This is a genomic window from Solilutibacter pythonis, from assembly GCF_003697345.1.
Lineage (GTDB): Bacteria > Pseudomonadota > Gammaproteobacteria > Xanthomonadales > Xanthomonadaceae > Solilutibacter > Solilutibacter pythonis.
Genome location: NZ_RFLY01000017.1, coordinates 32,113 through 53,570, shown reverse-complemented (window position 1 = coordinate 53,570; position 21,458 = coordinate 32,113). Strand labels below are relative to the sequence as shown.

Annotated in this window: 15 protein-coding genes; 5 read left to right on the top strand and 10 right to left on the bottom strand. The window is 66.3% G+C overall.

Annotated elements, in window-relative coordinates:
- Nucleotides 1-2: 2 nt before the first annotated feature.
- Complete coding sequence (gene ctaD / locus EBB59_RS11150) at nucleotides 3-1,637, bottom strand: cytochrome c oxidase subunit I (protein WP_122102225.1); 1,635 nt, start codon at nucleotides 1,635-1,637, stop codon at nucleotides 3-5.
- Nucleotides 1,638-1,679: 42 nt separating this feature from the next.
- Nucleotides 1,680-2,513 carry a cytochrome c oxidase subunit II gene (coxB, locus tag EBB59_RS11145; protein ID WP_245979276.1) on the bottom strand — a complete coding sequence of 278 codons (834 nt, stop codon included), beginning with the start codon at nucleotides 2,511-2,513 and terminating at the stop codon, nucleotides 1,680-1,682.
- 332 nt (nucleotides 2,514-2,845) lie between these two features.
- On the opposite strand from coxB, the gene putA reads away from it, so the two are divergent.
- A complete protein-coding gene (gene putA, locus EBB59_RS11140; RefSeq protein WP_245979269.1) occupies nucleotides 2,846-6,037 on the top strand; it encodes a bifunctional proline dehydrogenase/L-glutamate gamma-semialdehyde dehydrogenase PutA in 3,192 nt (1,063 codons plus the stop codon).
- Nucleotides 6,034-6,177, top strand: coding sequence for a hypothetical protein (locus tag EBB59_RS13885; protein ID WP_158601790.1), 144 nt, complete (start codon nucleotides 6,034-6,036; stop codon nucleotides 6,175-6,177). Before putA ends, EBB59_RS13885 begins: the two co-directional genes overlap by 4 nt.
- Here the strand turns inward: EBB59_RS13885 and EBB59_RS11135 are convergent.
- Together EBB59_RS11135 and EBB59_RS11130 are read right to left on the bottom strand one after the other, a co-directional pair.
- A complete protein-coding gene (locus EBB59_RS11135; RefSeq protein WP_245979267.1) occupies nucleotides 6,167-9,046 on the bottom strand; it encodes a TonB-dependent receptor domain-containing protein in 2,880 nt (959 codons plus the stop codon). The genes EBB59_RS13885 and EBB59_RS11135 overlap by 11 nt on opposite strands.
- 477 nt (nucleotides 9,047-9,523) lie before the next feature.
- Nucleotides 9,524-10,945, bottom strand: a complete 1,422-nt coding sequence (locus EBB59_RS11130; RefSeq protein WP_122102222.1) for an OmpP1/FadL family transporter — start codon at nucleotides 10,943-10,945, stop codon at nucleotides 9,524-9,526.
- Nucleotides 10,946-11,134: 189 nt separating this feature from the next.
- Between EBB59_RS11130 and EBB59_RS11125 the strand changes: the two genes are divergently transcribed.
- Nucleotides 11,135-11,815: a rhomboid family intramembrane serine protease gene (locus EBB59_RS11125; RefSeq protein ID WP_245979265.1), complete on the top strand. Its 681-nt coding sequence runs from the start codon at nucleotides 11,135-11,137 to the stop codon at nucleotides 11,813-11,815.
- 115 nt (nucleotides 11,816-11,930) lie between these two features.
- Here the strand turns inward: EBB59_RS11125 and EBB59_RS11120 are convergent, their stop codons facing one another.
- The 6 genes from EBB59_RS11120 to gpmI form a co-directional block, all read right to left on the bottom strand.
- On the bottom strand, nucleotides 11,931-13,313 hold the full coding sequence (locus EBB59_RS11120; protein ID WP_122102221.1) for a phospholipase effector Tle1 domain-containing protein: 1,383 nt from the start codon (nucleotides 13,311-13,313) through the stop codon (nucleotides 11,931-11,933).
- Between the two features lie 13 nt (nucleotides 13,314-13,326).
- Nucleotides 13,327-13,986: a hypothetical protein gene (locus EBB59_RS11115; RefSeq protein WP_122102220.1), complete on the bottom strand. Its 660-nt coding sequence runs from the start codon at nucleotides 13,984-13,986 to the stop codon at nucleotides 13,327-13,329.
- 102 nt (nucleotides 13,987-14,088) lie between these two features.
- A complete protein-coding gene (locus EBB59_RS13880; RefSeq protein ID WP_158601789.1) occupies nucleotides 14,089-14,253 on the bottom strand; it encodes a hypothetical protein in 165 nt (54 codons plus the stop codon).
- Between the two features lie 144 nt (nucleotides 14,254-14,397).
- On the bottom strand, nucleotides 14,398-15,864 hold the full coding sequence (locus EBB59_RS11110) for a S41 family peptidase (RefSeq protein WP_122102219.1): 1,467 nt from the start codon (nucleotides 15,862-15,864) through the stop codon (nucleotides 14,398-14,400).
- Nucleotides 15,865-15,938: 74 nt separating this feature from the next.
- The gene (locus tag EBB59_RS11105; RefSeq protein WP_122102218.1) at nucleotides 15,939-17,189 is read right to left on the bottom strand and encodes a murein hydrolase activator EnvC family protein; all 1,251 of its coding nucleotides are present in this window, start codon (nucleotides 17,187-17,189) and stop codon (nucleotides 15,939-15,941) included.
- Complete coding sequence (gpmI, locus tag EBB59_RS11100; protein WP_122102217.1) at nucleotides 17,186-18,727, bottom strand: 2,3-bisphosphoglycerate-independent phosphoglycerate mutase; 1,542 nt, start codon at nucleotides 18,725-18,727, stop codon at nucleotides 17,186-17,188. Before gpmI ends, EBB59_RS11105 begins: the two co-directional genes overlap by 4 nt.
- A gap of 92 nt (nucleotides 18,728-18,819) precedes the next feature.
- Here gpmI and EBB59_RS13875 point away from each other — a divergent pair, with 92 nt between their 5' ends.
- Together EBB59_RS13875 and EBB59_RS11095 are read left to right on the top strand one after the other, a co-directional pair.
- A complete protein-coding gene (locus tag EBB59_RS13875) occupies nucleotides 18,820-19,626 on the top strand; it encodes a DUF4097 family beta strand repeat-containing protein (RefSeq protein ID WP_158601788.1) in 807 nt (268 codons plus the stop codon).
- A gap of 38 nt (nucleotides 19,627-19,664) precedes the next feature.
- Complete coding sequence (locus EBB59_RS11095) at nucleotides 19,665-21,368, top strand: M28 family metallopeptidase (RefSeq protein ID WP_122102216.1); 1,704 nt, start codon at nucleotides 19,665-19,667, stop codon at nucleotides 21,366-21,368.
- Nucleotides 21,369-21,458 lie beyond the last annotated feature (90 nt).

Genomic DNA, 21,458 nt, shown 5'->3' with positions numbered 1-21,458 from the left:
GCTCAATGGGCGAGGTCGCCGTGGGCGAGGTCGCCCGGACGGATCACCGGCGGCTTTTCGAAGGTGTGATGCGGCGCCGGCGAAGGCACCGTCCATTCCAGGCCCCTGGCGCCTTCCCAGGCGCGCGCCTCGGCCCGCGCGCCGGTCTTCAGCGAGCGCCACAGGATGAAAGCCATCATGAACGGCGTGGCGAACATGCCGAACGCGCCGATCGAGCTGACCAGGTTCCAGTCGGCGAACACCACGTTGTAATCCGGGATGCGCCGCGGCATGCCGGCCAGCCCCAGGAAGTGCTGCGGGAAGAACAGCAGGTTGACGAACACCATCGTCCACCAGAAATGGAACTTCGCCATGCGCTCGCCGTACATGCGCCCGGTCCACTTCGGCCACCAGTAGTAGACCGCGCAGATGATCGCGAACAGCGCGCCGGTCACCAGCACGTAGTGGAAATGGGCGACCACGAAGTAGGTATCGTGGTACTGGAAATCGGCCGGCACGATCGCCAGCATCAGCCCGGAAAAGCCGCCGATGGTGAATAGGAACACGAACCCGATCGCCCACAGCATCGGCGCCTCGAAGGTCATCGAGCCGCGCCACATGGTGCTGACCCAGTTGAACACCTTTACCCCGGTGGGCACCGAGATCAGCATGGTGGCGAACATGAAATAGATCTCGCCGCCCAGCGGCATGCCCACGGTGAACATGTGGTGGGCCCAGACGATGAACGAAAGGAAGGCGATGGCGGCGGTGGCGTAGACCATCGCCTGATAACCGAACAGCGGCTTGCGGCTGAAGGTCGGAATCACCTCGCTGATGATGCCGAAGGCCGGCAGGATCATGATGTAGACCTCGGGATGGCCGAAGAACCAGAAGATGTGCTGGTACATCACCGGGTCGCCGCCGCCGGCGGCGTTGAAGAAGCTGGTGGCGAAGAACTTGTCGGTCAGGAGCATCGTCACCGCGCCGGCCAGCACCGGCATCACCGCGATCAGCAGGAAGGCGGTGATGAGCCAGGTCCAGCAGAAGATCGGCATCTTCAGCAGATCCACGCCCGGCGCGCGCATGTTGAGCACGGTGGCGATGATGTTGATCGCGCCCATGATCGAGCTGATGCCCATCATGTGGATGGCGAAGATGGTGAAGGAGAAACTGGCGCCGCCCTGCAACGACAGCGGCGGGTAGAGCGTCCAGCCGCCGGCCGGGCCGCCACCGGGCAGGAACAGGGTCGAGAGCAGCAGCGCGAAAGCGAAGGGCATGATCCAGAACGACCAATTGTTCATGCGCGGCATCGCCATGTCCGGCGCGCCGATCTGCAAGGGGATCATCCAGTTGGCCAGGCCGACGAAGGCTGGCATCACCCCGCCGAAGATCATCACCAGCGCGTGCATGGTGGTCATCTGGTTGAAGAAGGCGGGGCTGACGCCTTGCAGCCCCGGCACCGCCAGCTCGAAGCGGATGTAGACCGACATCGCCGCGCCGATGATGAACATGACGAAGCTGAACACCAGATACAGCGTGCCGATGTCCTTGTGGTTGGTCGAAAAGAACCAGCGCTCCACGAAGCGCTGCTCGTGACCGTGCGCGTCGTGGCCGTGTGCGTCGTGGGAGTGATCGGCGGTGGGATGGGTGGCGGACATGCGCGGAACCTCGGGATGTCGTGTCGTCGGGATGCCGGCCGGTCAACCCGCGGCGGCGGGAACGGCGGCGGTGGCCATCACCGGCGCGGCGGCGGAGGCGCCCGGCGTGGCTTCGGCCGGCCGGGCGGCGGCCTTCCGCGCCGCCAGCCAATGCTCGTATTCGGCCTGGGGCACGGCCTTCACCACGATCGGCATGAAGCCGTGATCCTTACCGCACAGCTCGGCGCACTGCCCCCGGTACAGACCAGGCCGGTCAATCTGCGTCCATGCCTCGTTGACGATGCCTGGGATCGCATCCTGCTTCCAACCCAGCGCCGGCACCCACCAGCTATGGATGACGTCATCGGCGGTGATCACGAAACGGATCTTCCGGCCGGTCGGCACCACCAGCGGGTTGTCCACGTCAAGCAGATAATTAGCGTGCTCCTCGCGCCGCACCTGGCGGCCGCTCTGGCGCAGCGCTTCGCTTTTGCGGTCCAGGCGGCTGGTGTAGGCGACGTTCTCGCCCAGGTACTCGTACTTCCACATCCACTGAAAGCCCGTGACCTTGATCGTCATCCCGGCATCGCGGGTGTCGTACATCTTGATCAGCGAGGAAGTCGCCGGGAAAGCCAGACCCACCAGGATCAGCACCGGGATCACCGTCCAGACGATCTCGGCCTTGGTGTTGTGGCTGAACTGAGCGGCCACGGCCCCTTTCGACTTGCGGAACTTGAAGATGGCGTAGGCCATCGCGCCGAACACGATCACACCGATCACCACGCACACCCACAGCGCCCACATGTGCGCCTGGTAGGCGTTGTGCGCGGTGGAAGTGACCCCGCGCCCCATGTTGAGCTGCCAACGATGCGGATCGGCGGCTTGCGCCCAGGCCATCACCGGCAGGCACGCCACCAGCGTCCCGGTTGCCACCGCCGTCAAGCCGCGAGCCAATTGCACCATGGTCTTGAACCCCGAAATTCTTGCTACGGGCTTTGGGCCCGTTGGCTGGATTGGGCAAACGTCCATCGAATGGACAAGACAACGCGCGGATGTTAGCCCTCCCGCTCCGGCACGGCAAGAAAATTTGAGCGAGATCAAATCGAGTGGATGCCATATGCGCTATGGCGCAACGCAACATGGCGGGCCGATCGATGATTGATCCCAAGCGCCTGAACACGCCCTCGCCAGCGCTACAATTCTCGGCTTGGCTTTCGACGGAAACCACTGTGGGCACGACGCTTCTTTCCGAAATCCCCGCCGCGCCGGACGACCTCCGCGCCGCCATCACCCACGGCTGGGTGATCGACGAAACCGCGCACGTCCACGCGCTGCTAGAACAGGCCCGCCAGCCGGACGCCGACCGCGCCGCCATCCGCGAAACCGCCGCCGACCTGGTGCGCCGTGTCCGCGCGCGCGCCGAGAACCAGAGCACGGTGGAAGCCTTCATGCGCCAGTACGACCTGGGCAGCGAGGAAGGCGTCTTGATGATGTGCGTGGCCGAGGCGCTCCTGCGCATCCCCGACCAATCCACCGCCGACGCGCTGATCCGCGACAAGCTGGGCGACGCAAACTGGAAGCGCCACCTCGGCCAGAGCGACTCCCTGCTGGTCAACGCCTCGACCTGGGGCCTGCTGCTCACCGGCAAGCTGGTCAACCTCTCCGACGCCACCCAGCGCGACGCCCACGGCGCCTTCGGCCGGCTGGTCGGCAAGCTCGGCGAACCGGTGATCCGCGCCGCCGTGCGTCAGGCGATGAAGATCATGGGCCACCAGTTCGTCATGGGCCGCACCATCGTCGAAGCGCTGGAGCGCTCGAAGAAAGACGGGAACGCCCGGTTCCGCTACTCCTTCGACATGCTCGGCGAAGGCGCGCTGACCATGGCCGACGCCGACCGCTACCTGGAAGCCTACCGCCAGGCCATCCACGCCATCGGCAAGACCGGGCCGTTCGGCGACGTGTTCGCCGCGCCCAGTATCTCCGTCAAGCTCTCCGCCCTGCACCCGCGCTACGAGCACGCCAAGCGCGCGCGCGTGCTGGCCGAGCTGGGCCCGCGCCTGCTGGAACTCTCGCAGATCGCCCGGCAATACAACATCGGCCTGACCATCGACGCCGAGGAAACCGACCGCCTCGAACTCTCGCTCGATCTCATCTTCCAGGTGCTCGCCGACGCCTCGCTCGCGGACTGGCACGGCTTCGGCATCGTCGTGCAGGCGTACCAGAAGCGCGCGACGTTCGCGATCGAGTTCATCGCCGCGCAGGCGCGGCGGCTCGGCCGCCGCATCCCGGTGCGGCTGGTGAAGGGCGCCTACTGGGATGCCGAAATCAAGCGCGCGCAAGTGGAAGGCCAGCCCGGCTACCCGCTGTTCACCCGCAAGCCGAACACCGATGTCAGCTACCAGGCCAACGCGCGCCGGCTCTTGAAGAACACCGACGCGATCTACCCGATGTTCGCCACCCACAACGCCCAGACCATCGCCGCCATCCACCGGATGGCGCTGACCGAACTGGGCGGCGGCGCGCGCGAGGGCGAGGGCTTCCGCTTCGAATTCCAGAAACTCCACGGCATGGGCGACGACCTCTATGCCGAAGTCATGCCGCAAGACCGTCTGGACGTGCCCTGCCGTGTCTACGCCCCGGTCGGCAGCCACGAGGACCTGCTGCCCTACCTGGTGCGCCGGCTGCTGGAAAACGGCGCCAATTCCAGCTTCGTCAACCGCATCACCGACGAGGACATCCCCATCGACGACCTGGTGCGCGACCCGCTGGAAACGGTCGCCGCCTTCGACCAGATTTCCCACCCGCGCATCCCGCTGCCGGTCGACCTCTACCGCAGCCAACACCAAGCACGAGACAACTCCATGGGCATCAACCTCGCCAACGACGACCAACTACGCGCACTCGCCGCCCAACTCGACCGCGCCGGCAGCGGCGCATGGCAGGCCGCGCCGCTGGTGCCGGGCGCCAACGCCACAGGCGAAAAAATCGCCGTGACCAACCCCGCCGACCGCCGCGAAACCGTCGGCCACTGGCAAGCCGCCGATGCCGCCACCGTGGAAAAAGCGCTGGAAAACGCCATGGCCGCCCAGCCGGACTGGGATGCCACCGCCGTGGATACCCGCGCGAAGATGCTGGAAAAAGCCGCCGACCTGATGGAAGCCCGCCTCGCCCCCTACATGGCGATGTGCACCAAGGAAGCCGGCAAGACCCTGCCCGACGGCGTGGCCGAAGTACGCGAAGCGGTGGATTTCCTGCGCTATTACGCGCTGGAGGCGCGCAAGCAATTCACCGTGGAGGCGTTGCCCTCGCCCACCGGCGAATCCAACACCCTGCAACTGGCCGGGCGCGGCGTGTTCGTCTGCATCAGCCCGTGGAACTTCCCCCTGGCGATCTTCACCGGCCAGATCGCCGCCGCGCTGGCGGCCGGCAACACGGTGATCGCCAAGCCGGCCGAACAGACCAACCTGATCGGCCACGCCGCCGTCAAACTGCTGCACGAAGCCGGCATTCCGGAAAAAGTCCTGCAATTCGTCCCGGGCGATGGCGCCACCGTCGGCGCGACGCTGACCCGCGACCCGCGCGTGGCCGGCGTCTGCTTCACCGGCTCCACCGAAACCGCGCGGCTCATCAACCGCGCGCTGGCCGCGCGTGAAGCCGGCCCGATCGCCACCCTGATCGCCGAAACCGGCGGCCAGAACGCGATGATCGCCGACTCCTCCTCGTTGCCGGAGCAAGTGGTCAAGGACGCGGTCGGCTCGGCCTTCACCTCGGCCGGCCAGCGCTGCTCCGCCGCGCGCGTGCTGCTGGTGCAGGACGACATCGCCGACAAGGTGATCCACATGCTGGCCGGGGCGATGCAGGAACTCGCCGTCGGCAATCCGGGCGAGCCGTCCACCGACGTCGGCCCGGTGATCGACGCCGACGCCAAGCGCGTGCTGGACGAACACGCCGCGCGCATGCAATCGGAAGCCCGCCACATCGCCACCGCCACGCTCGGCGAAGGCACCGAGCACGGCACCTTCTTCGCGCCCTCGGCCTGGGAATTACGATCGATGTCGCAACTGTCCTCCGAGAAATTCGGCCCGGCGCTGCACGTGGTGCGCTGGAAGGCCCACGAACTCGACGCCGTGGTGGACCAGATCAACGCCAGCGGCTACGGCCTGACGCTCGGCATCCATTCGCGTATCGACGAGACGGTGGAGCGCATCGTCAGCCGCGCCAAGGTCGGCAACATCTACGTCAACCGCAACCAGATCGGCGCGGTGGTCGGCGTGCAACCGTTCGGCGGCCAGGGCCTCTCCGGCACCGGCCCCAAGGCCGGCGGCCCGCACTACCTGCCGCGCTTCGCCACCGAGAAGACCGTCACCGTCAACACCACCGCGGCCGGTGGCAACGCCAGCCTGCTGACCCTGGGCGAATGAGCATCATCCCCGCCCGCGCACTCGACTGGCGGGCGGTGGACATGAAGCGTCACGACGACGCGCCAGGCGCCGACGCGCATGCGAAGCACCCCGCCATGGCGGGGTGCTTCTTTTTCGGCCAGAACGAAATCAGAACTTGATGGTCACGCCCAGGTTCCAGTAACGGCCAATCACGTCGTACCACTGCGGGAAGGTATTGCCTGAATTGGTCGAAGTGGTGCCGATGGTATTGCCGACCATCGGCGGCTGCCTGTTCAACACGTTGTTGACCGACAGCGTCAACCTGTAAGTGTGCGGAAAACGGTAGCCGATACTCAGGTCATGATAGGTATACGCCGGGATACGAGCGAATCCCGCGAGAAAATCGACCTTGCCCGACTCCACCCGCATCGACGACTGGTGACGAATGCGCCAGGACGCATCCAGCCCGCCCCGGGTCCAGACGGTAGTGAGGTTGGACTTGAAGCGGAACGGGCCGAAATCGCAATCGGTGCTGTAGAAACCCCGGCAATCACGATTCACCGAGGCCGGCGTGGGCTGCCTCCGGAACTCCCGCGTCCAGGTCGATTGCGAAGCGAAATTGAGCCGCCCGGCATCACCGAGGCCAAGCTGGTAATACAGCCCCAGGTCGTAACCCCGGGTGTCGATGCGGCCCAGGTTGGAACGCGCGAGCAGGATGCCATCGGAGCCGCCGCCGTTGAACAGGCCAGTCTTGGGGTCGCGCCCCAGATTCTGGCAATCGGCCACGTAGGCAAGCCCCGGATTCGCCGCTGTGCCGTAACAGGCCCGCAACGGATCACCCACCGCGGGCGCGGAAATGGCCTCGGTCAGATTGATCTGCCAGTAATCGAGCGTCATCGAGAGATTGCCGATGAAGCTCGGCTCGAACACCAGGCCGAAGGTACGGGTATTCGCCACCTCCGGGGTCAACTGTGGATTGCCGCCGGCGCGCACGTTGACCTGCCCGGCATTCGGCTGGCTCAGCACCCCAAGCTGCGAAACCGGAACGCCACTGAGCCGGCAAAGGTTGGACAGAGTGCCGGGGGTATTCGCCTCCGCCTGGCTGACCCGAGTGCCGGCGCATGGATCGCGGGCCAGATTGGCCAGACCAGTCACCACCGGCGCGAACAACTCGTTGACGTTCGGCGCGCGCACCGCGCGCTGGAACATCGCGCGGAAGGTCAGGTCCTCGACCGGCTTCCAGGCCAGGCCATATTTCCACGTACCGTAATTGAAGCCGGTGCCGGCCGAGGTTTCGAACCTGGAGCGGCGATAACCCAATTCCAGGTTCAGGCGTCGGAACGCGGTCTTGTCCTCGACCAGCGGAACGATCGATTCCAGATAGGCTTCGCTGATGGTGAACCCACCGCTGCGGTCGGGCGTGGGCGCGCCGGTTCCCAACACCTCGCCACGGGTCTGGGTCGCAAGATCGGCCGAGCTGCCCGCCTCCATGCTGCGCCGCTCGACGCCAAACGCCACGCCAATCGGCGTTTCGCTCCACGGGCTCTTCAAGCGCTCGCCCAGATCGCCGTTCACGAAAGCGGAGAACACCTTCTGGCGCACGGTGGTGGTGCCGACCGATGTCACGTCCAGAAAACGCAGCATGTCCGGCGTGATCGAACCCTCGGGGCCAAAGACATCGATCGGCACGCAGTCGCCGCCCCCGACGCACGCCGTGGTGCTGGTCGCATTCAACGCCTGCGCCAGCCTGCTGCGTGCCCCCCAGTTGACCCGCGCGCTGCTCTGCACGGACTTGCCGCTGGCATGGTAGGCATCGTAAGACCAGTGATCGGACAGGTCGCCGCGCACGCCAAAGACATATTGCCGGGTGCGGGTCTCGATATCATTGAAACGCGGCCCGTATTCGGTGAAACGGCGATTCACCGCCATTTCCACCGGCGTGGCATTGCCCGCCACGCAATCGGCCGCCACGATCCCGCGATCCGCGCAGATCTGCTGGCGCATCGCATCGGGGATATACGGGTTGCCGATCGGCACCTCGAAAGTATTGCCAAAGCTGCCGCTCGGGGCCAGGCTCAACTGCACCCGCGACTTGGTCTGGAACGCCTGCGTGTACAACTCGGCCCTTGGCGTGATTTCGAAGCGGCCGAGCAACGTCCCTTGGTCGCGGTTCATCGGCGTGTAGAAGTAATTGAGCGGATTGAAGTTGTAGGTGCCGTAACGCGGCACCAGGCCGCCGGTGGCGATATCGACCTGCTGGTTGGTCAGCCGGCCGCTGCCGACGATGCTCACCTGCGCCGGCACCGCGGTATTGGAGCCCTGCGGCCGCCCGGTACCGGAATTGATCGACACCAGCCCGACTTCGCGCTGCCCCTGGAACAGCGCGCCGCTGAAAGTACGGCCCACGCTCAGGGTGAGATTGCCGCGATTTTCGGCGAAACCAAAGCCGCCGGTCACGTCGAGGCGCCGCCGCACCTGATCGCTGCCCGGCAACGATTGCCCCATGGAGGCGGATATCTCGACGCCCTCGAAATCCCGCTTCAGCATGAAATTGGCCACGCCCGACACCGCATCGGCGCCATACACCGCGGAAGCGCCGCCGGTAAGAAAATCCACGCCCGAGAGCAACGCCAGGGGAATGGTGTTGACGTCCACCTGGCCATTCAACGTGTACGGCACCATCCGACGGCCGTCGATCAGGACCAGATTGCGATTGCTGCCCAGGCTGCGCATGCTCATCATCGCGCCGCCGTTGGAACCGTTGTTGGTACCGGGGCCGACTGGCACGCTGATCCCCGGCGAAGTCCGCACAAATTCCTCCGCGGATACCGGCTGGGTGCGGTCGATGGTTTCCCGGTCCATCGTCATCACCGGGCTGGAAGTACTCAGCCCCGGCACCACCACGCGGCTGCCGGTGACGGTAACGGCATCGAGCGCTTTCGCCTGCTTGTCCGTATCCCGGGTATCCGCCTCTTGGGCGAAAACCGGCAAGGCCAGCATGGTGAACAACGCGGTGACGATGCCATCGCTCAAGGCGTTTCGTTTCATCGAAGTTCTCCTGAAGTGGGATGCCCGGCAGATCCCTGCAATTCCCCATGAGCTCCCTCTAACCATTGCAACCCTGCCCCCGCCGGCCACTCGAAACTAACGATTCCTTCACCCGGACGCAACAAACCCGGTTTTTACCCAACCCTTCGCACCAATCGCCCGGCACCCGAAACGTCTCGCACAACGTGCACAAACGGAACCCGCCCCCCATCGCCCACACCGCATCGACCACCCGCGCGACATCGACGAAGCGCCCATGCCCAAGGCCAGGTTTCGCATCGGCAGCCCCATCACCGCCCGCAAGCCACTGAAATAAGAACCCCTGCCGACCCGGAAAAAAGATTACGCGTTATCCCGAACGATTCGATTGAAACGACACGCCCACCCTTGCCACGGATCACCCGCGCGCCGCTGCCGCCCAAAACAAAAGACCCCGCAGAAGCGGGGTCTTTTGCGGCGCATATTGCGTTCCGGGAATCAGAACTTGTAGGTCGCGCCCAGGCCCAGCACGTTGGCCCTGCCGCTGAAATCGCCCTTCAGGCTGGTATAGCGGCTGTACGGCGGGTTCGGGTTGATCGGCAGGTTGGTGGTCGAGTTCTTGATCGCGACGTGCGTGAACGAAGCATCCACCGACAGGTTCGGCGTGGCCTGCCAGCTCATGCCGAGCGAGTACAGGTTGCGATTGTTGTCGGGCAGACGCGGGGTGCGGTCCACGTTGTTGGTCGGCGACTCGTCGTAGCCGACGCCGGCGCGCAGGGTGAAGGCATCGCTCAGCGCGAAATCGGCGCCGATCGAATAGAACATCGTGTCCTTCCAACGGAAATCCTCGTGGGAAACCGGCTGGTAGGGGTTGGCGAAATCGATGTTCACGTTCTGCAACGAGCTCCAGCCGGTGCGCTGGGCTTCACCGTAGAGCTTCACACGCTCGCCGATGCCCACCATCACGCTCACGGTGTCGATGGTCGGCGTCACGAAGCGCGCACGGCCCTGGGTGTTCACGAAGCCACGGCCCAGCACCATCAGTTGCTGGCGCTGGGCGGCGGTCAGCGGCGCCGCCGGATTGCCCGCCATGGCGGCGAAACCGGGCTGCATCGCCTTGAACTGCTGCGGCATGGTGAAGGTGGCATCGCCGTTGAAGTCATGCTTGATCTCCGAACGGTGCGAATAGCCGAGAGCGAACTTGTCGCTCGGGCGGAACTGCATGCCGGCCACCCAACCGAAGCCGTTGTCGCTGCCTTCGACGCTGACGTTGCCATCCGGGGTGGCGGCCAGCGCCGGGTTCTGCAAGCCCCCGGCCAGCATCACGCCCAGCGGCAGATCCTTGCCCAGGGTCACTTGGGCGCGCTCGTAGACCAGGCCGACGCCGGCGGAGAACGCCGGGGTGATCTGCACGGCGGCCGAGAGCGTCAGGTCGGCGGTCTTCATGCTGGTCTCGGTGGCGTTGTAACGGCCCACCCAGCCCTTCTGGTACTCGGTGCCGGAACCGAACGGCGCGGTCAGGCTGGCGCCCAGCGTCAGGCCCTCCAGCGCGCCCTTCATCGGCACGATCACGCCCAGCGAGGGGACCAGCTTGCGGCTGCCGGGGTTGCCGCCGTCATTGCCGGTCAGCGGGGTGCCGAGGGCGGTGACGCCGCCACCGGTGAACTGGGCCTTGAGGTCGACCACGCCGACGCCCGCCTGGATGACGACGCTGTCGTTATTGACCATCGCCGCCGGATTGCCGGCGACCACGGCGGTGTCGTTGGTCGCCACGGTGGTGCCGGCATACGCGCGCCCGCCCGCCTTGGTGCTGGTTTCGCGCAGTTGGAAGCCCGAAGCGGCCGCGCCGCCGACGGCCAGCACGCCGATCACGGCGACGGCCAGCGCGGACAAGCGCGCCTGAGTGGAAACGTGTTGCATGAACTTTCTCCTCGAATAACGACGAATAGGGGGCCGATAATGCACGACGGTGCCGGCCGGAATCGCCGGTTCACCAGTCTTCCGGCATATGACGCCGCCCGCACTATACCGGCATTAACCTGGCGCTAACATCTCGCACCGCAGCGTGCGCCGTACGTAACGCCCCGGTTCAGCCTGAATGGAGTCTCCGTGTTTGTCGCCATCCGTCCCCGCAAGCATCGACAGACGCGCTGGGTCACGCCATTGCTGGTAACGCTGCTGTGCGCGAGTTTCGTCTGGATGCAAATGCTGCCCGCCCCGACGCGACAGGCCTGGCTGCTGGCCTGGGGGGCGCTGGGCGGGCCGCTTCGCCTGGGGCTGGATGCTGGATCGGCGCTGGCGTGGTTGCGACTGATCAGCAGCCTGTTCCTGCACGCCGACTGGGCGCACCTGGTCGGCAACCTGGTGTTCCTGATGATCTTCGGGCTGCCCGCCGAGCGGCTGATGGGCTCGTCGCGTTTTCTGCTGCTGTTCCTGCTGGGAGGCGCGGTGGCCAATCTCGCCGCCGCCGTATCGCTGGCCGAGGGGCGGGTGATCATCGGCGCCAGCGGCACGGTCTCGGCGGTGCTCGGCGCCTGGCTGGCCCTGTTCCCGCGCGCGCGCCTGGGGGTGGTGGTGCCGCTCGGCCTGTTCCTGGAATTCGTGCGCGCGCCGGCGGCCCTGCTGATCGGGCTGTGGGCGCTGCTGCAAGTGGTTTTCGCCTACATCGGCCCGGCCTATGGGCAAGTGGCCTGGGTGGCTCACTTGGCGGGGTTCGGGTTTGGCGGCGTCTTCGCGCTTCTCTCTCGCCGGGCCATCGCCAAGCGCATGCGCAAGCAGGCCGGCTATTAGCCCGTCACAGTCAAACGATGCCGAAGCGTCTCGGTGCATCGGTAAATGCACTCAACCGCAACGCCAGTTGCTGGATTTCCCTCGTCCCCATATTCCCTCCCCTTTTTGCTGTGAATCACATTCTCATGACCGGCCCGCGCGGGGTTTCGGCTTGCTGCTGCCGGTTCAACGCCTCGGCTATCTCCCGCTCGCGCGCGGCCTGCTGCTCCAGGTTGTATGCCCGCCCTTGTTGCAGCCAGGCTTGCCCCTCCGGGCTTTGCGCATATTCGCGGCCCACCCGAAGCATCCCGTCGACATCGCGCCGCAACGCCGCGTCGGTCATCCGCATGAACATCGCCTCGATCGGGTCCTCCGGCTCGGCCGGGCGTAGACGCGGCGGCCCGGCCACGGGCTGGATGCGCACCGGCCGCCGTTCCACCTGGGCATCCAACGCGGGATCGACCGGCGATTTGCGCGTGCAATCCGGCTGCGCTTCCACCCGGCACGCCCCGCTCGGCCCGGGCTGCGCGATGAAGTCGCGCGCGCCATCGCGAAAACCCCGCGTGCTGTAGAGCGGCATGTGTTCTTCCGAGCGGTGAATGACGTAACGCGCGGGGTCTTGCGGCACCGCTTGCTTGGTCAGGAAGTCGCGTTCGCCCAGGCTGTTGAGATAGTCCACGGCCAGATTGGCGCTCAGCACGCCCAGGCCATCGCGGGCATAGCTGTTGCCCAGGTCGCTGTGGGCGCCGGGCAGGGTGAGGCTGAGGAAGCGGCCGCCTTCGGTCATGCCCTCGGGAATCAGGCGGTTGCCCTTGAACGCGTCGCGGCGGTCTTCGGACATCAGGGCGATCGCGCCGACCACCGAAGGCGGGATGCGGCGGTCGTGCTCGGTGATGTTCGTGGCGACGGGGTCGAGCAGCACCAGCGCCTGCAAGGTCTGGCCGGGCGGCGCCAGTTGCCGGGTGTATTCGGCGCGGGTGACGAGACCGTCCGGGGTTTTCTGGAGGGTGGCGGTATCGGGGTCCATGATGCCGCGCTCGTGGATGACGCGACTGAGGGCGGCGGCGAGTTCCGCGCCCCGGCTGAAGCCGAGGCCGGCGACACGGATCTGGGCGCTGGGGTCTTCCTCGATCCAGGCCTTGGCTTGTTTACAGAATTGGAAATAAGCGGTTTCGACGCGCTGGCCGAAGGTGTGCCCGGTCAGGCCGTCCCAGCGGTTGGCCAGCCAGCCGTCCTGGGTGCCGATGCCTTCGACGTAGCCTGTAGCAATACCGGCTGGCTTTGTGTCGTCGATCTGCTTGTAAATCTTGCCGACGGCGCTCCAGTTTTCCGGCGCATCCTTGTAGATGCTGTTGCCGGTACCGTCGAGCGCGGCGATGTAGAGACGTTCGTGGGGCTGGTCGCTACGCAGCAAGAGCGGGGCCTGCATTTGGGTAAGTTGCCACTCGGCCTCGGCATAGCGCTCCAGGTCTTCCTGCGTCACCGGATCGTGTCGTACGCGGTCTTCGCCCTTGCCCATGCTGTATTCCCCCTCAGTAAGTTTGACTGTAGACCTTGATCAGGTCATTGCGGAAGTTGCTGTGTGGATTACCGGGTTTCTGCTCTTTGATAGTGCTGATATGCGCCCGCATGTAAACGTTGATGGTGCGGTCGTTGACTTCCAGGATGATGTCGGGCACGAACATATTAGTTGTGTTGGCGATTTCCTCACGCCGCAGGTGGTGTCGGATCAGGCCATCCTTGAAGATCTCGGCCATGTCCACTTCCGCGCGATGCGGGGTGCCGTCCCGGGAGCGCCAGGTGACGATGGCCGGAGGTGGGAAGTTACGGATGGCTAGCCGTTTGGCAGCATACAACTTCTCAAAAGGGCGTCCATAAGACTCGACTGAAGGAGCTGGGCGCTCCGGGCCATGAGGAAAGTTTCCATACAGAATCGAGCAAGTTTGGGTATCAAAGCAGCCCGTGCTGAAATTATGCGCGGTGAACTTCAAGGGCCATTCCCACAAGGTGGCCTTGGGGCTGCTTTCCGTCGTGGCGTGCGGGGCGGCGTCGGGATTGGGCTGGGTGTGATTCATGGCGGAAGTGCATCCGGTGCTGGCGATCAACAGGACGCCCGTGGCGAAGTGCAAGGCGCGAGGGAAAGAAAGGATTGACATGCCGGTCTCCTTGTCATCCTGGGCCGTTTCTAGCATCAGGCGCCGCCGCCTGCAAGCCGGTATTGCAATGGGCGGCGATCCATGGTCTTTACGCGGTCTGTCGCCACGCGGCAGGCGCGGGGCTCGCATCCGTGCGGGTTACCGCTCGGCCTCGGCATAACGCTCCAGGTCTTTGCGCGTCACCGGATCGCGCCGCACGTGATTTTCGCCTTTGCCCATCAACTTCCTCCGCCAGACATGAAATTCCCTGGAATAAACCTCACAGGCCATTCCAATGAAAATATCTGCCGGTTTTCCAGCCATCGATATCGGGTGGCTTTTTTAGTCAAGCATCGAAGCGCCGACCGATATGGTTCACGGCAATGAGCTTTCAGCTTGGGTCGCCGCCAGCCTGGCCTTGGGGCAAGCCCCCGGCACATCGGGTTCATTTTTGTTTCTGTTGCCCGGTCAGGGTTTTTCTTCGGGTTTTGTGGCGGGATTTTTCTTTTCGCTCGAAGCGGCAGGTTGTGCGGCCGGGCGGGCGGTTTCGTCCAGGGCAGCGGGCTTCCCGCCCGTCCCTGTCGCCTTCGGCGCATCCACAGCAGGTTTCGCCGCCTGCGCCGCGGCCACGCTGCCGGGCGACTTCAGCTCGGCCAGGGCGGATTTCACCGGGGCCTCGCCGGGCAATACTTCTCCGGCGTTCGCGCCGGCCATCGGCTCGCCCTCTTCCTCGCCGATCAAATGCCCGGCCAGTTGCGCCTCGCTGACCGGCGCCGGCGAGCCGCCGCCCTCGGCATGCAGAATCACGTCGGGGGCGATGCCCACGCCCTGGATCGAACGCCCGCTGGGCGTGTAGTAGCGCGCGGTGGTGAGTTTGACCGCATCGCCGTTGTCGAGCGGCAGAAGGGTCTGCACCGACCCCTTGCCGAAGGTGCGGCTACCAATCACCCGCGCGCGGCGGTTGTCGCGCAGGGCGCCCGCCAGCACTTCGGAGGCGCTGGCGGAACCCGCATCCACCAGCACGATGACCGGCGCGCCATCCAGCAGATCGCCCGGAGTGGCGCGGTTGACCAGATCGCCGCCTTTCTGCCGGCCCCGGGTACTGACGATCAGGCCCCGCTCAAGCAAGTCATCGGCGATCTTCACCGCCTGCGCCAGCAGGCCGCCGGGGTTGCTGCGCAGGTCGATGACCACCCCCTTCAACCCGCCGGCGGATGCCGCCTTCAACGCTTCCACCGCCTTGCCGAAGTCCTCGCCGGTGCCGGCCTGGAAACTGGCGATGCGGACGTAGCCATAGCCGGGTTCGAGCAGGCGGCCGCGCACGCTCTGCACGCGGATGCGCTCGCGGGTCAGGGTGACGTCGAACGGCTTGTCGCGTCCCTCGCGCTGAAGGGTCAGACGCACCGCGCTGCCCGCCTTGCCGCGCAGCGGGGTGCTGCCATCGTCCATGTTGACCGGCTTGCCGTCGATGGCGGTGATGATGTCGCCGGACTTGAGGCCGGCGCGGTCGCCGGGGCCGCCTTCCATCGGCGCGATGATCTTCAGCACCGGGCCGGGCTGCTGCTGTAGTTCGAGACCGACGCCGTCATACGCGCCGGAGGCTTCCTGGTCGAAGTCGCGCGCGGCATCGGCATCGAAATAGACGCTGTGCGGATCGAGGTCGAGCAGCAGCCCACGCAGCGCGGCGTGCATCAGGCGGGCATCCTCGACCGGCGCCACGTAAGCCTCGCGGATGGCGTTGTAGACGCTGACGAAACGTCGGATCTCGGCCAGCGGCACCTGCCGGCTGGCGTGCTCCGCGCCACCGGGATCGTCGACACCGGCGACTTCCTTCCCATCCGGCGCGTCCGGCGACGGCGCGGGCGCGGCCTGTTGCGCGGTGGCCGGCCACGCAAGCAGCAGGCCGAGGGCGAAAGCAAGAGGACGAAGGCGCATCGAAAACTCCGCGAAGGGCGAGGGGGCGATTATGCGCGACGGGCCTGAATGCGGAAGCCGCGCCGCGCGGGCGTTCAGCGCCGCAGCCAGACCGAGGGGTTGACCGGCTTGCCGCCGCGGCGCAACTCGAAATACAGCGCCGGCCGGCCCTGGCCACCGGAATTGCCGACGCTGCCGACCGTCTCGCCACGTTTCACCGTTGCGCCGACATCCTTCATCAGCGCGTCGTTGTGCGCGTACAAACTCATGTAGCCATTGCCGTGATCGACGATGCACAGCAGGCCGTAGCCGCTCATCCATTCGGCGAACACCACCTGGCCCTCGGCCACCGCGCGTACCGGCGTGCCGGCGGCGGCGGCGATCAACAAGCCCGTGCTGGCCGTGCCGTCGGGCATGGTCCCGCCAAAGCCGGCCAGCAGACTGCCGGCCAGCGGCCAACCGGCCCCGCCGACCGCCACCGGCGCGGCGCTGGCGACGCGCGCGGGCGCGCGGGCGGTATTGCCGCCGTCGCGGCGACCTGCGACGTTCTCTCCGCGCGCGCGCACGGCTTCCGCGCGGCGGGCACGCTCGGCGGCGGCGCGGCGGGCGCGCTCGGCACGGGCGGCGGCGGCGCGCAATTGCGCCAGCACGCGCTCCAGCGCACGGGCATCGCGGCCCAGGGCTTTTTCGCGGCTGGCCTTGTCCCGGTATTTGGCATCGACCCGGGCCAGCGCCTCGGCGCGCGCCTTGCGCTGGCGCTCGACCTCGGCCAGTTCGCTGCGCTGGCGTTGCTGCGCGGCGCTCAGGGCTTCGCGCTTTTCGGCGATCTCGGCTTCCACCGCGCGCAATTCGGCCAACCGCGCGCCAATCTCGCGGATGCGCCCGGCGCGGTCGCGTTGCAGCACGCCGTAATAGATCAGGTCGCGCTGGCCACGGGCGATCTGATCCTGCGACAACATCACCTTGAGCGGCGCGTCGCCACCACTCATGTAGGCGGCGCGCAGCAGTTTCGCCAGCACTTCGCGCTGGCCCGCCAGCGATTGCTGCAATGCCTCGCGCTGCCGCCGCAGCGCGTCGAGCCGGGCTTCCTGGCCGGCGATGGCCGCGCGCGTCCGGGCAAGCGAGCGGCTGCTTTTGCCGACCGATTCGTCAGCCTCCCGCACGGCGCGGTTGGCTTCGCCGCGCTGGCCTTCCAGCTTGCGCCGCTCGCTGCCGATCTGTCTCAGTTCGTTGCGCAGCGCGCGCAGCTTTTTCTCGGTCTCGCCGGCATCCTGCGCGGTGGCCGCGCCGATGACGAGCGTCAACGCGAACGCGGCCAGCACGATGCGGGCAAGGCGCGGGTTCATCCTTGCAGCAGGCTCCGTCCGCTCATCTCGGCGGGTTGGGCAATGCCGAGCAGCGCCAACATCGTCGGCGCGACATCGCGCAGGGCGCCGCCTTCGCGCAGCTTGGCATCGGTGCGCGCGCCAACATAGATCAGCGGCACCGGCCCGACCGTGTGCGCGGTATGCGGCTGGCCGGTTGCGGGGTCGCGCATCATTTCCAGATTGCCATGGTCGGCGGTGATCAGCAGCGCGCCGTCGGCCGCCTCCACCGCGTCGGCAATCTCACCCAGCGCGAGATCGACCGCTTCGGCCGCCTTGACCGCGGCTTCCAGCAACCCCGTGTGGCCGACCATGTCGGGGTTGGCGATGTTGCAGACGATGACGTCGAAAGCCCGCGCGCGGATCGCCGCGACCAGTTTCTCGGTCAATACCGGGCAACTCATTTCCGGTTGCAGGTCGTAGGTGGCGACCTTGGGGCTGGGGATCAGCGTGCGCGCTTCGCCTTCATGGAGATCCTCGCGCCCGCCACTGAAGAAGAAGGTGACGTGAGCGTATTTTTCGGTCTCGGCGATGCGCAATTGGGTGAGGCCGTGGGCGGCCAGTACCTCGCCCAGGGTGTTGGGCAGGTTGTCCGGCGGATAGGCGAGGCTGGCCGGCAGCTTGGCGTCATATTCGCTCAGGCAGACGAAATCGGCCAGTGCCGGCCGGCGCGCGAGGAACCCCTCGAAGCCGGGCTGAACGAAGGCGGCGGCAAGTTGGCGGGCGCGGTCGGCGCGGAAATTCATGAACACCACCGCATCGCCGTCCTCGATTCTCGCGCCGCCACCGATCACTGTCGGCTGCACGAACTCGTCGTTTTCGCCGCGCGCGTAGGCGGCATCGAGCGCGGCGATGGCGTTCCCGGCGTGCTGCGCGGCCCGCGCCTCGACCATCGCCCGCCAGGCGGCCTCGACCCGCTCCCAGCGCTGATCGCGGTCCATCGCGAAGTAGCGCCCGGACATGCTCGCGATACGCGCATTGCCCAGTTCGTCGCACAACGATTGCAGCGCGGCGAGGCTTTCGCGCGCCGAGCGCGGCGGGGTGTCGCGGCCATCGAGAAAGGCGTGCACGGCGACCTTCGGCACACCGAGCCGGCAGGCCATGCGCAACATCGCGAAGAGGTGTGCTTCATGGCTGTGCACACCACCGGGCGAGAGCAACCCCATCACGTGCAGGGTGCCGCCGTCGCGCTTGACCGCTTCGCAGGCTTGGCTCAGTGCGGGGTTGCGGAAGAATTCGCCATCCTCGATCGCCGCGTCGATCCGGGTCAGGTCCTGGTAGACGATGCGGCCGGCGCCGAGGTTCATGTGGCCGACTTCGGAATTGCCCATCTGCCCGTCCGGCAGGCCGACGTGACGGCCCTCGGTGTGGATCAGGGTGTGCGGGCGCGTTGCCCACAGACGGCGGAAATTGGGAATGTCGGCGAGCGCGAGCGCGTTGTCCTCCGGCGCTTCGCGGTGCCCCCAGCCATCGAGGATCAGCAGGACGACGGGCTTGGGGGGCGATGCGGCTTCGGACATGACTTATGAACCAGTGACTTATGGCGGATGCCCGTGGCCGGGCGAGGTGGAATTGTAGTCCCCATGTTCCCCCCGTCCCCAAGGAGCCTTCCATGCCCACATTAGCGCCGCTCGCACTCGCGCTGCTGCTGGCCGCCACTCCGGCGCTGGCGCAGCAGAATCTCAGCAAAGTCAGCGACGACATCGACATCGCTGCCGGGCAGATCGCCGGCGAAGCGAAGACCGTCAGCGGCGACATCGGCCTGAAGGCCGGCGCGAGCGCCGGCGCGCTCACCACCGTCAGCGGCGACATCGAACTGGACGAGCGCGTGAGCGCCGGCGCGGTCAAGACCGTCAGCGGCGACATCAAGGGCGATGCCGGCGTGCGGCTGGGCAACGTGGAAACCGTCAGCGGCGACCTCAAGCTGGGCAACGACGCCCGCAGCGGTTCGGCCAAGACCGTCAGCGGGGACATCCACTACGGAACCGGCGCCGTGTTCGAGCAGGCCAGCACCGTGAGCGGCGAGGTGTTCGTCGAGCGCGGCGGCCGGGTGAAAAACGGCATCTCGACGGTCAGCGGCTCGATCGGATTGATCGGCACCGAGGTGGGCGGCGACATCGTCACCTATACCGGCAACGTCACCGTGGGCATCGGTTCGCGCGTCAAGGGCGGGCTGCGGGTGAAGAAGCCGCAGCGCGGCAGCGGCGTGAGCGTGGGCATCAACATCAGCGACGGCAAGGTGACGGTGAACGGCCCGATGCGCATCCCGCGCATCATCATTGGCCCGAACGCGGTGGTCGAGGGGCCGATGAATTTCGAGCACGAAGTGAAGTTGTACGTGCATTCGAGCGCGAAGACCGGCGCGATCAGCGGGGCCACACCGACCCGCTTCGACACCCCGGTGGCACCGAGGGATTGAGGCTAAGATCGGGACTCCGCCATTTCAACGGAGTCCCGATGCGTCACCGCCACCTGTTTTTGGGCCTGGCCGCCGTCACCGCGCTGGCCGCCTGCAAGCCCGCCGAACCGCTCGCCGCGCCGGCCGCCGGCACCTCCGCGCCAGCGCCCGAGCACGCCTTCGCCCCCGACATCAACCTCGCCGATTACACCGAGCTTCTGAAAACCCTCGCCTCGGACGAATTCGAGGGCCGCGGCCCCGGCACCTACGGCGAGGAGAAATCGGTCGATTACATCAAGGCGCAATTCGAACGCATCGGCCTCAAGCCCGGCAATGCCGGTGGCTGGTTCCAGACCGTGCCGATGGTGGTGAGCGAAGCCGATCCCACCACCACGATGAAGATCGAGGTCAACGGCAAACCGCGCGAGCTGAAGTTCGGCAACGACATGGTGGTCGGCACCCGCACCGGCGAAAAGGAAGTGAAGATCGACGGCAGCGAACTGGTGTTCGTCGGCTACGGCGTCGATGCGCCCGAACAGCGCTGGAACGACTACGCCGGCATCGACGTCAAAGGCAAGACGGTAGTGATGTTCGTCAACGATCCCGGCTTCCATTCGCAGGACGAAAACCTGTTCGAAGGCAAGCGCATGACTTATTACGGGCGCTGGACCTACAAGTTCGAGGAAGCCGCGCGCAAGGGTGCCAAGGCCGCGCTGATCATCCATGACGATGCCGGCGCCGCCTACGGCTGGGAGGTGGTGAAGAACTCCTGGTCCGGCCCGCAACACGACCTGCCGGCCAAGGACGACCCGGCGCCGCGCCTGCCCGCGCAGGGCTGGATCACCGGCGAGCGGGCCAAAGCGCTGTTCGCCGATGCCGGCCTCGACCTGGACGAGTTGCGCGCAGCCGCCGGCAAGCGCGGCTTCAAGGCCGTGCCGATGAAGGCCCGACTCTCGCTCGACCTCAAGAGCACCACCCGCGAGCAGACCTCGCGCAACGTCGTCGGCATCCTGCCGGGCACCGAGAAGCCGGACGAAGGCATCGTCTACATGGCGCACTGGGATCACCTCGGCAAGCACGAGGGCGAGAGCGGGGACAACATCTACAACGGCGCGGTGGACAACGCGACCGGCGTGGCCGGCATCATCGAGATCGCCGGGAAATTCGCCGCAAGCAGCGAAAAACCGAAGCGCTCGATCGTGTTCCTGGCGGTGACGCTGGAGGAATCCGGCCTACTCGGCTCCAAGTACTACGTGGCCCACCCCACGATCCCCATGGACAAGACCGTCGCCGTCATCAACATGGACGCGATGCCCGTGGGCGGCCGCTCGAAGAACATGACCGTGGTCGGCATGGGCAACTCCGAACTGGAAGACCTGCTGGCCGACGCGGCGAAAGCGCAGAACCGCGTATTGACGCCCGAATCCACCCCCGAGGACGGCTTCTACTTCCGCTCCGATCATTTCAATTTCGCCAAGGCCGGCGTCCCCGCGCTCTATGCCAAGGGCGGCGACGACCTGCTCGAAGGCGGCACCGAGGCCGGCCACGCGGCGGAAGCCGATTACCGCCAGCACCGCTACCACAAGCCGGCCGACCAATTCGACGCCAACTGGAAACTCGATGGCATCGTCGAAGACCTGCAAGCGCTGTATCAGGTCGGCAATGTCGTGGCCAACGACGGCTCCTGGCCGAATTGGCGCGCCGGCAGCGCCTTTCGCGCCACCCGCGACAAGATGATGGCGGCGAAAGCCAAACAACCATGATCGGCGCATCGCCATAACGACAACGGCCCCGGAGCGATCCGGGGCCGTTTCGTTTGACGCATCGAAATCCAATGGCGCGGTTCGGACGCT

Excerpts from the sequence above, each read along its gene's own strand:
- EBB59_RS13885 (WP_158601790.1), top strand. The coding sequence starts at position 6,034 with ATGAGCATCATCCCCGCCCGCGCACTCGACTGGCGGGCGGTGGACATG.
- EBB59_RS11105 (WP_122102218.1), bottom strand. The coding sequence starts at position 17,189 with ATGAACCCGCGCCTTGCCCGCATCGTGCTGGCCGCGTTCGCGTTGACG.
- EBB59_RS11135 (WP_245979267.1), bottom strand. The coding sequence starts at position 9,046 with ATGAAACGAAACGCCTTGAGCGATGGCATCGTCACCGCGTTGTTCACC.
- EBB59_RS13875 (WP_158601788.1), top strand. The coding sequence starts at position 18,820 with ATGCCCACATTAGCGCCGCTCGCACTCGCGCTGCTGCTGGCCGCCACT.
- coxB (WP_245979276.1), bottom strand. The coding sequence starts at position 2,513 with ATGGCCTGGGCGCAAGCCGCCGATCCGCATCGTTGGCAGCTCAACATG.
- ctaD (WP_122102225.1), bottom strand. The coding sequence starts at position 1,637 with ATGTCCGCCACCCATCCCACCGCCGATCACTCCCACGACGCACACGGC.
- EBB59_RS11095 (WP_122102216.1), top strand. The coding sequence starts at position 19,665 with ATGCGTCACCGCCACCTGTTTTTGGGCCTGGCCGCCGTCACCGCGCTG.
- EBB59_RS11110 (WP_122102219.1), bottom strand. The coding sequence starts at position 15,864 with ATGCGCCTTCGTCCTCTTGCTTTCGCCCTCGGCCTGCTGCTTGCGTGG.
- EBB59_RS11115 (WP_122102220.1), bottom strand. The coding sequence starts at position 13,986 with ATGCTAGAAACGGCCCAGGATGACAAGGAGACCGGCATGTCAATCCTT.
- gpmI (WP_122102217.1), bottom strand. The coding sequence starts at position 18,727 with ATGTCCGAAGCCGCATCGCCCCCCAAGCCCGTCGTCCTGCTGATCCTC.
- EBB59_RS11130 (WP_122102222.1), bottom strand. The coding sequence starts at position 10,945 with ATGCAACACGTTTCCACTCAGGCGCGCTTGTCCGCGCTGGCCGTCGCC.
- EBB59_RS13880 (WP_158601789.1), bottom strand. The coding sequence starts at position 14,253 with ATGGCTGGAAAACCGGCAGATATTTTCATTGGAATGGCCTGTGAGGTT.
- EBB59_RS11120 (WP_122102221.1), bottom strand. The coding sequence starts at position 13,313 with ATGGGCAAGGGCGAAGACCGCGTACGACACGATCCGGTGACGCAGGAA.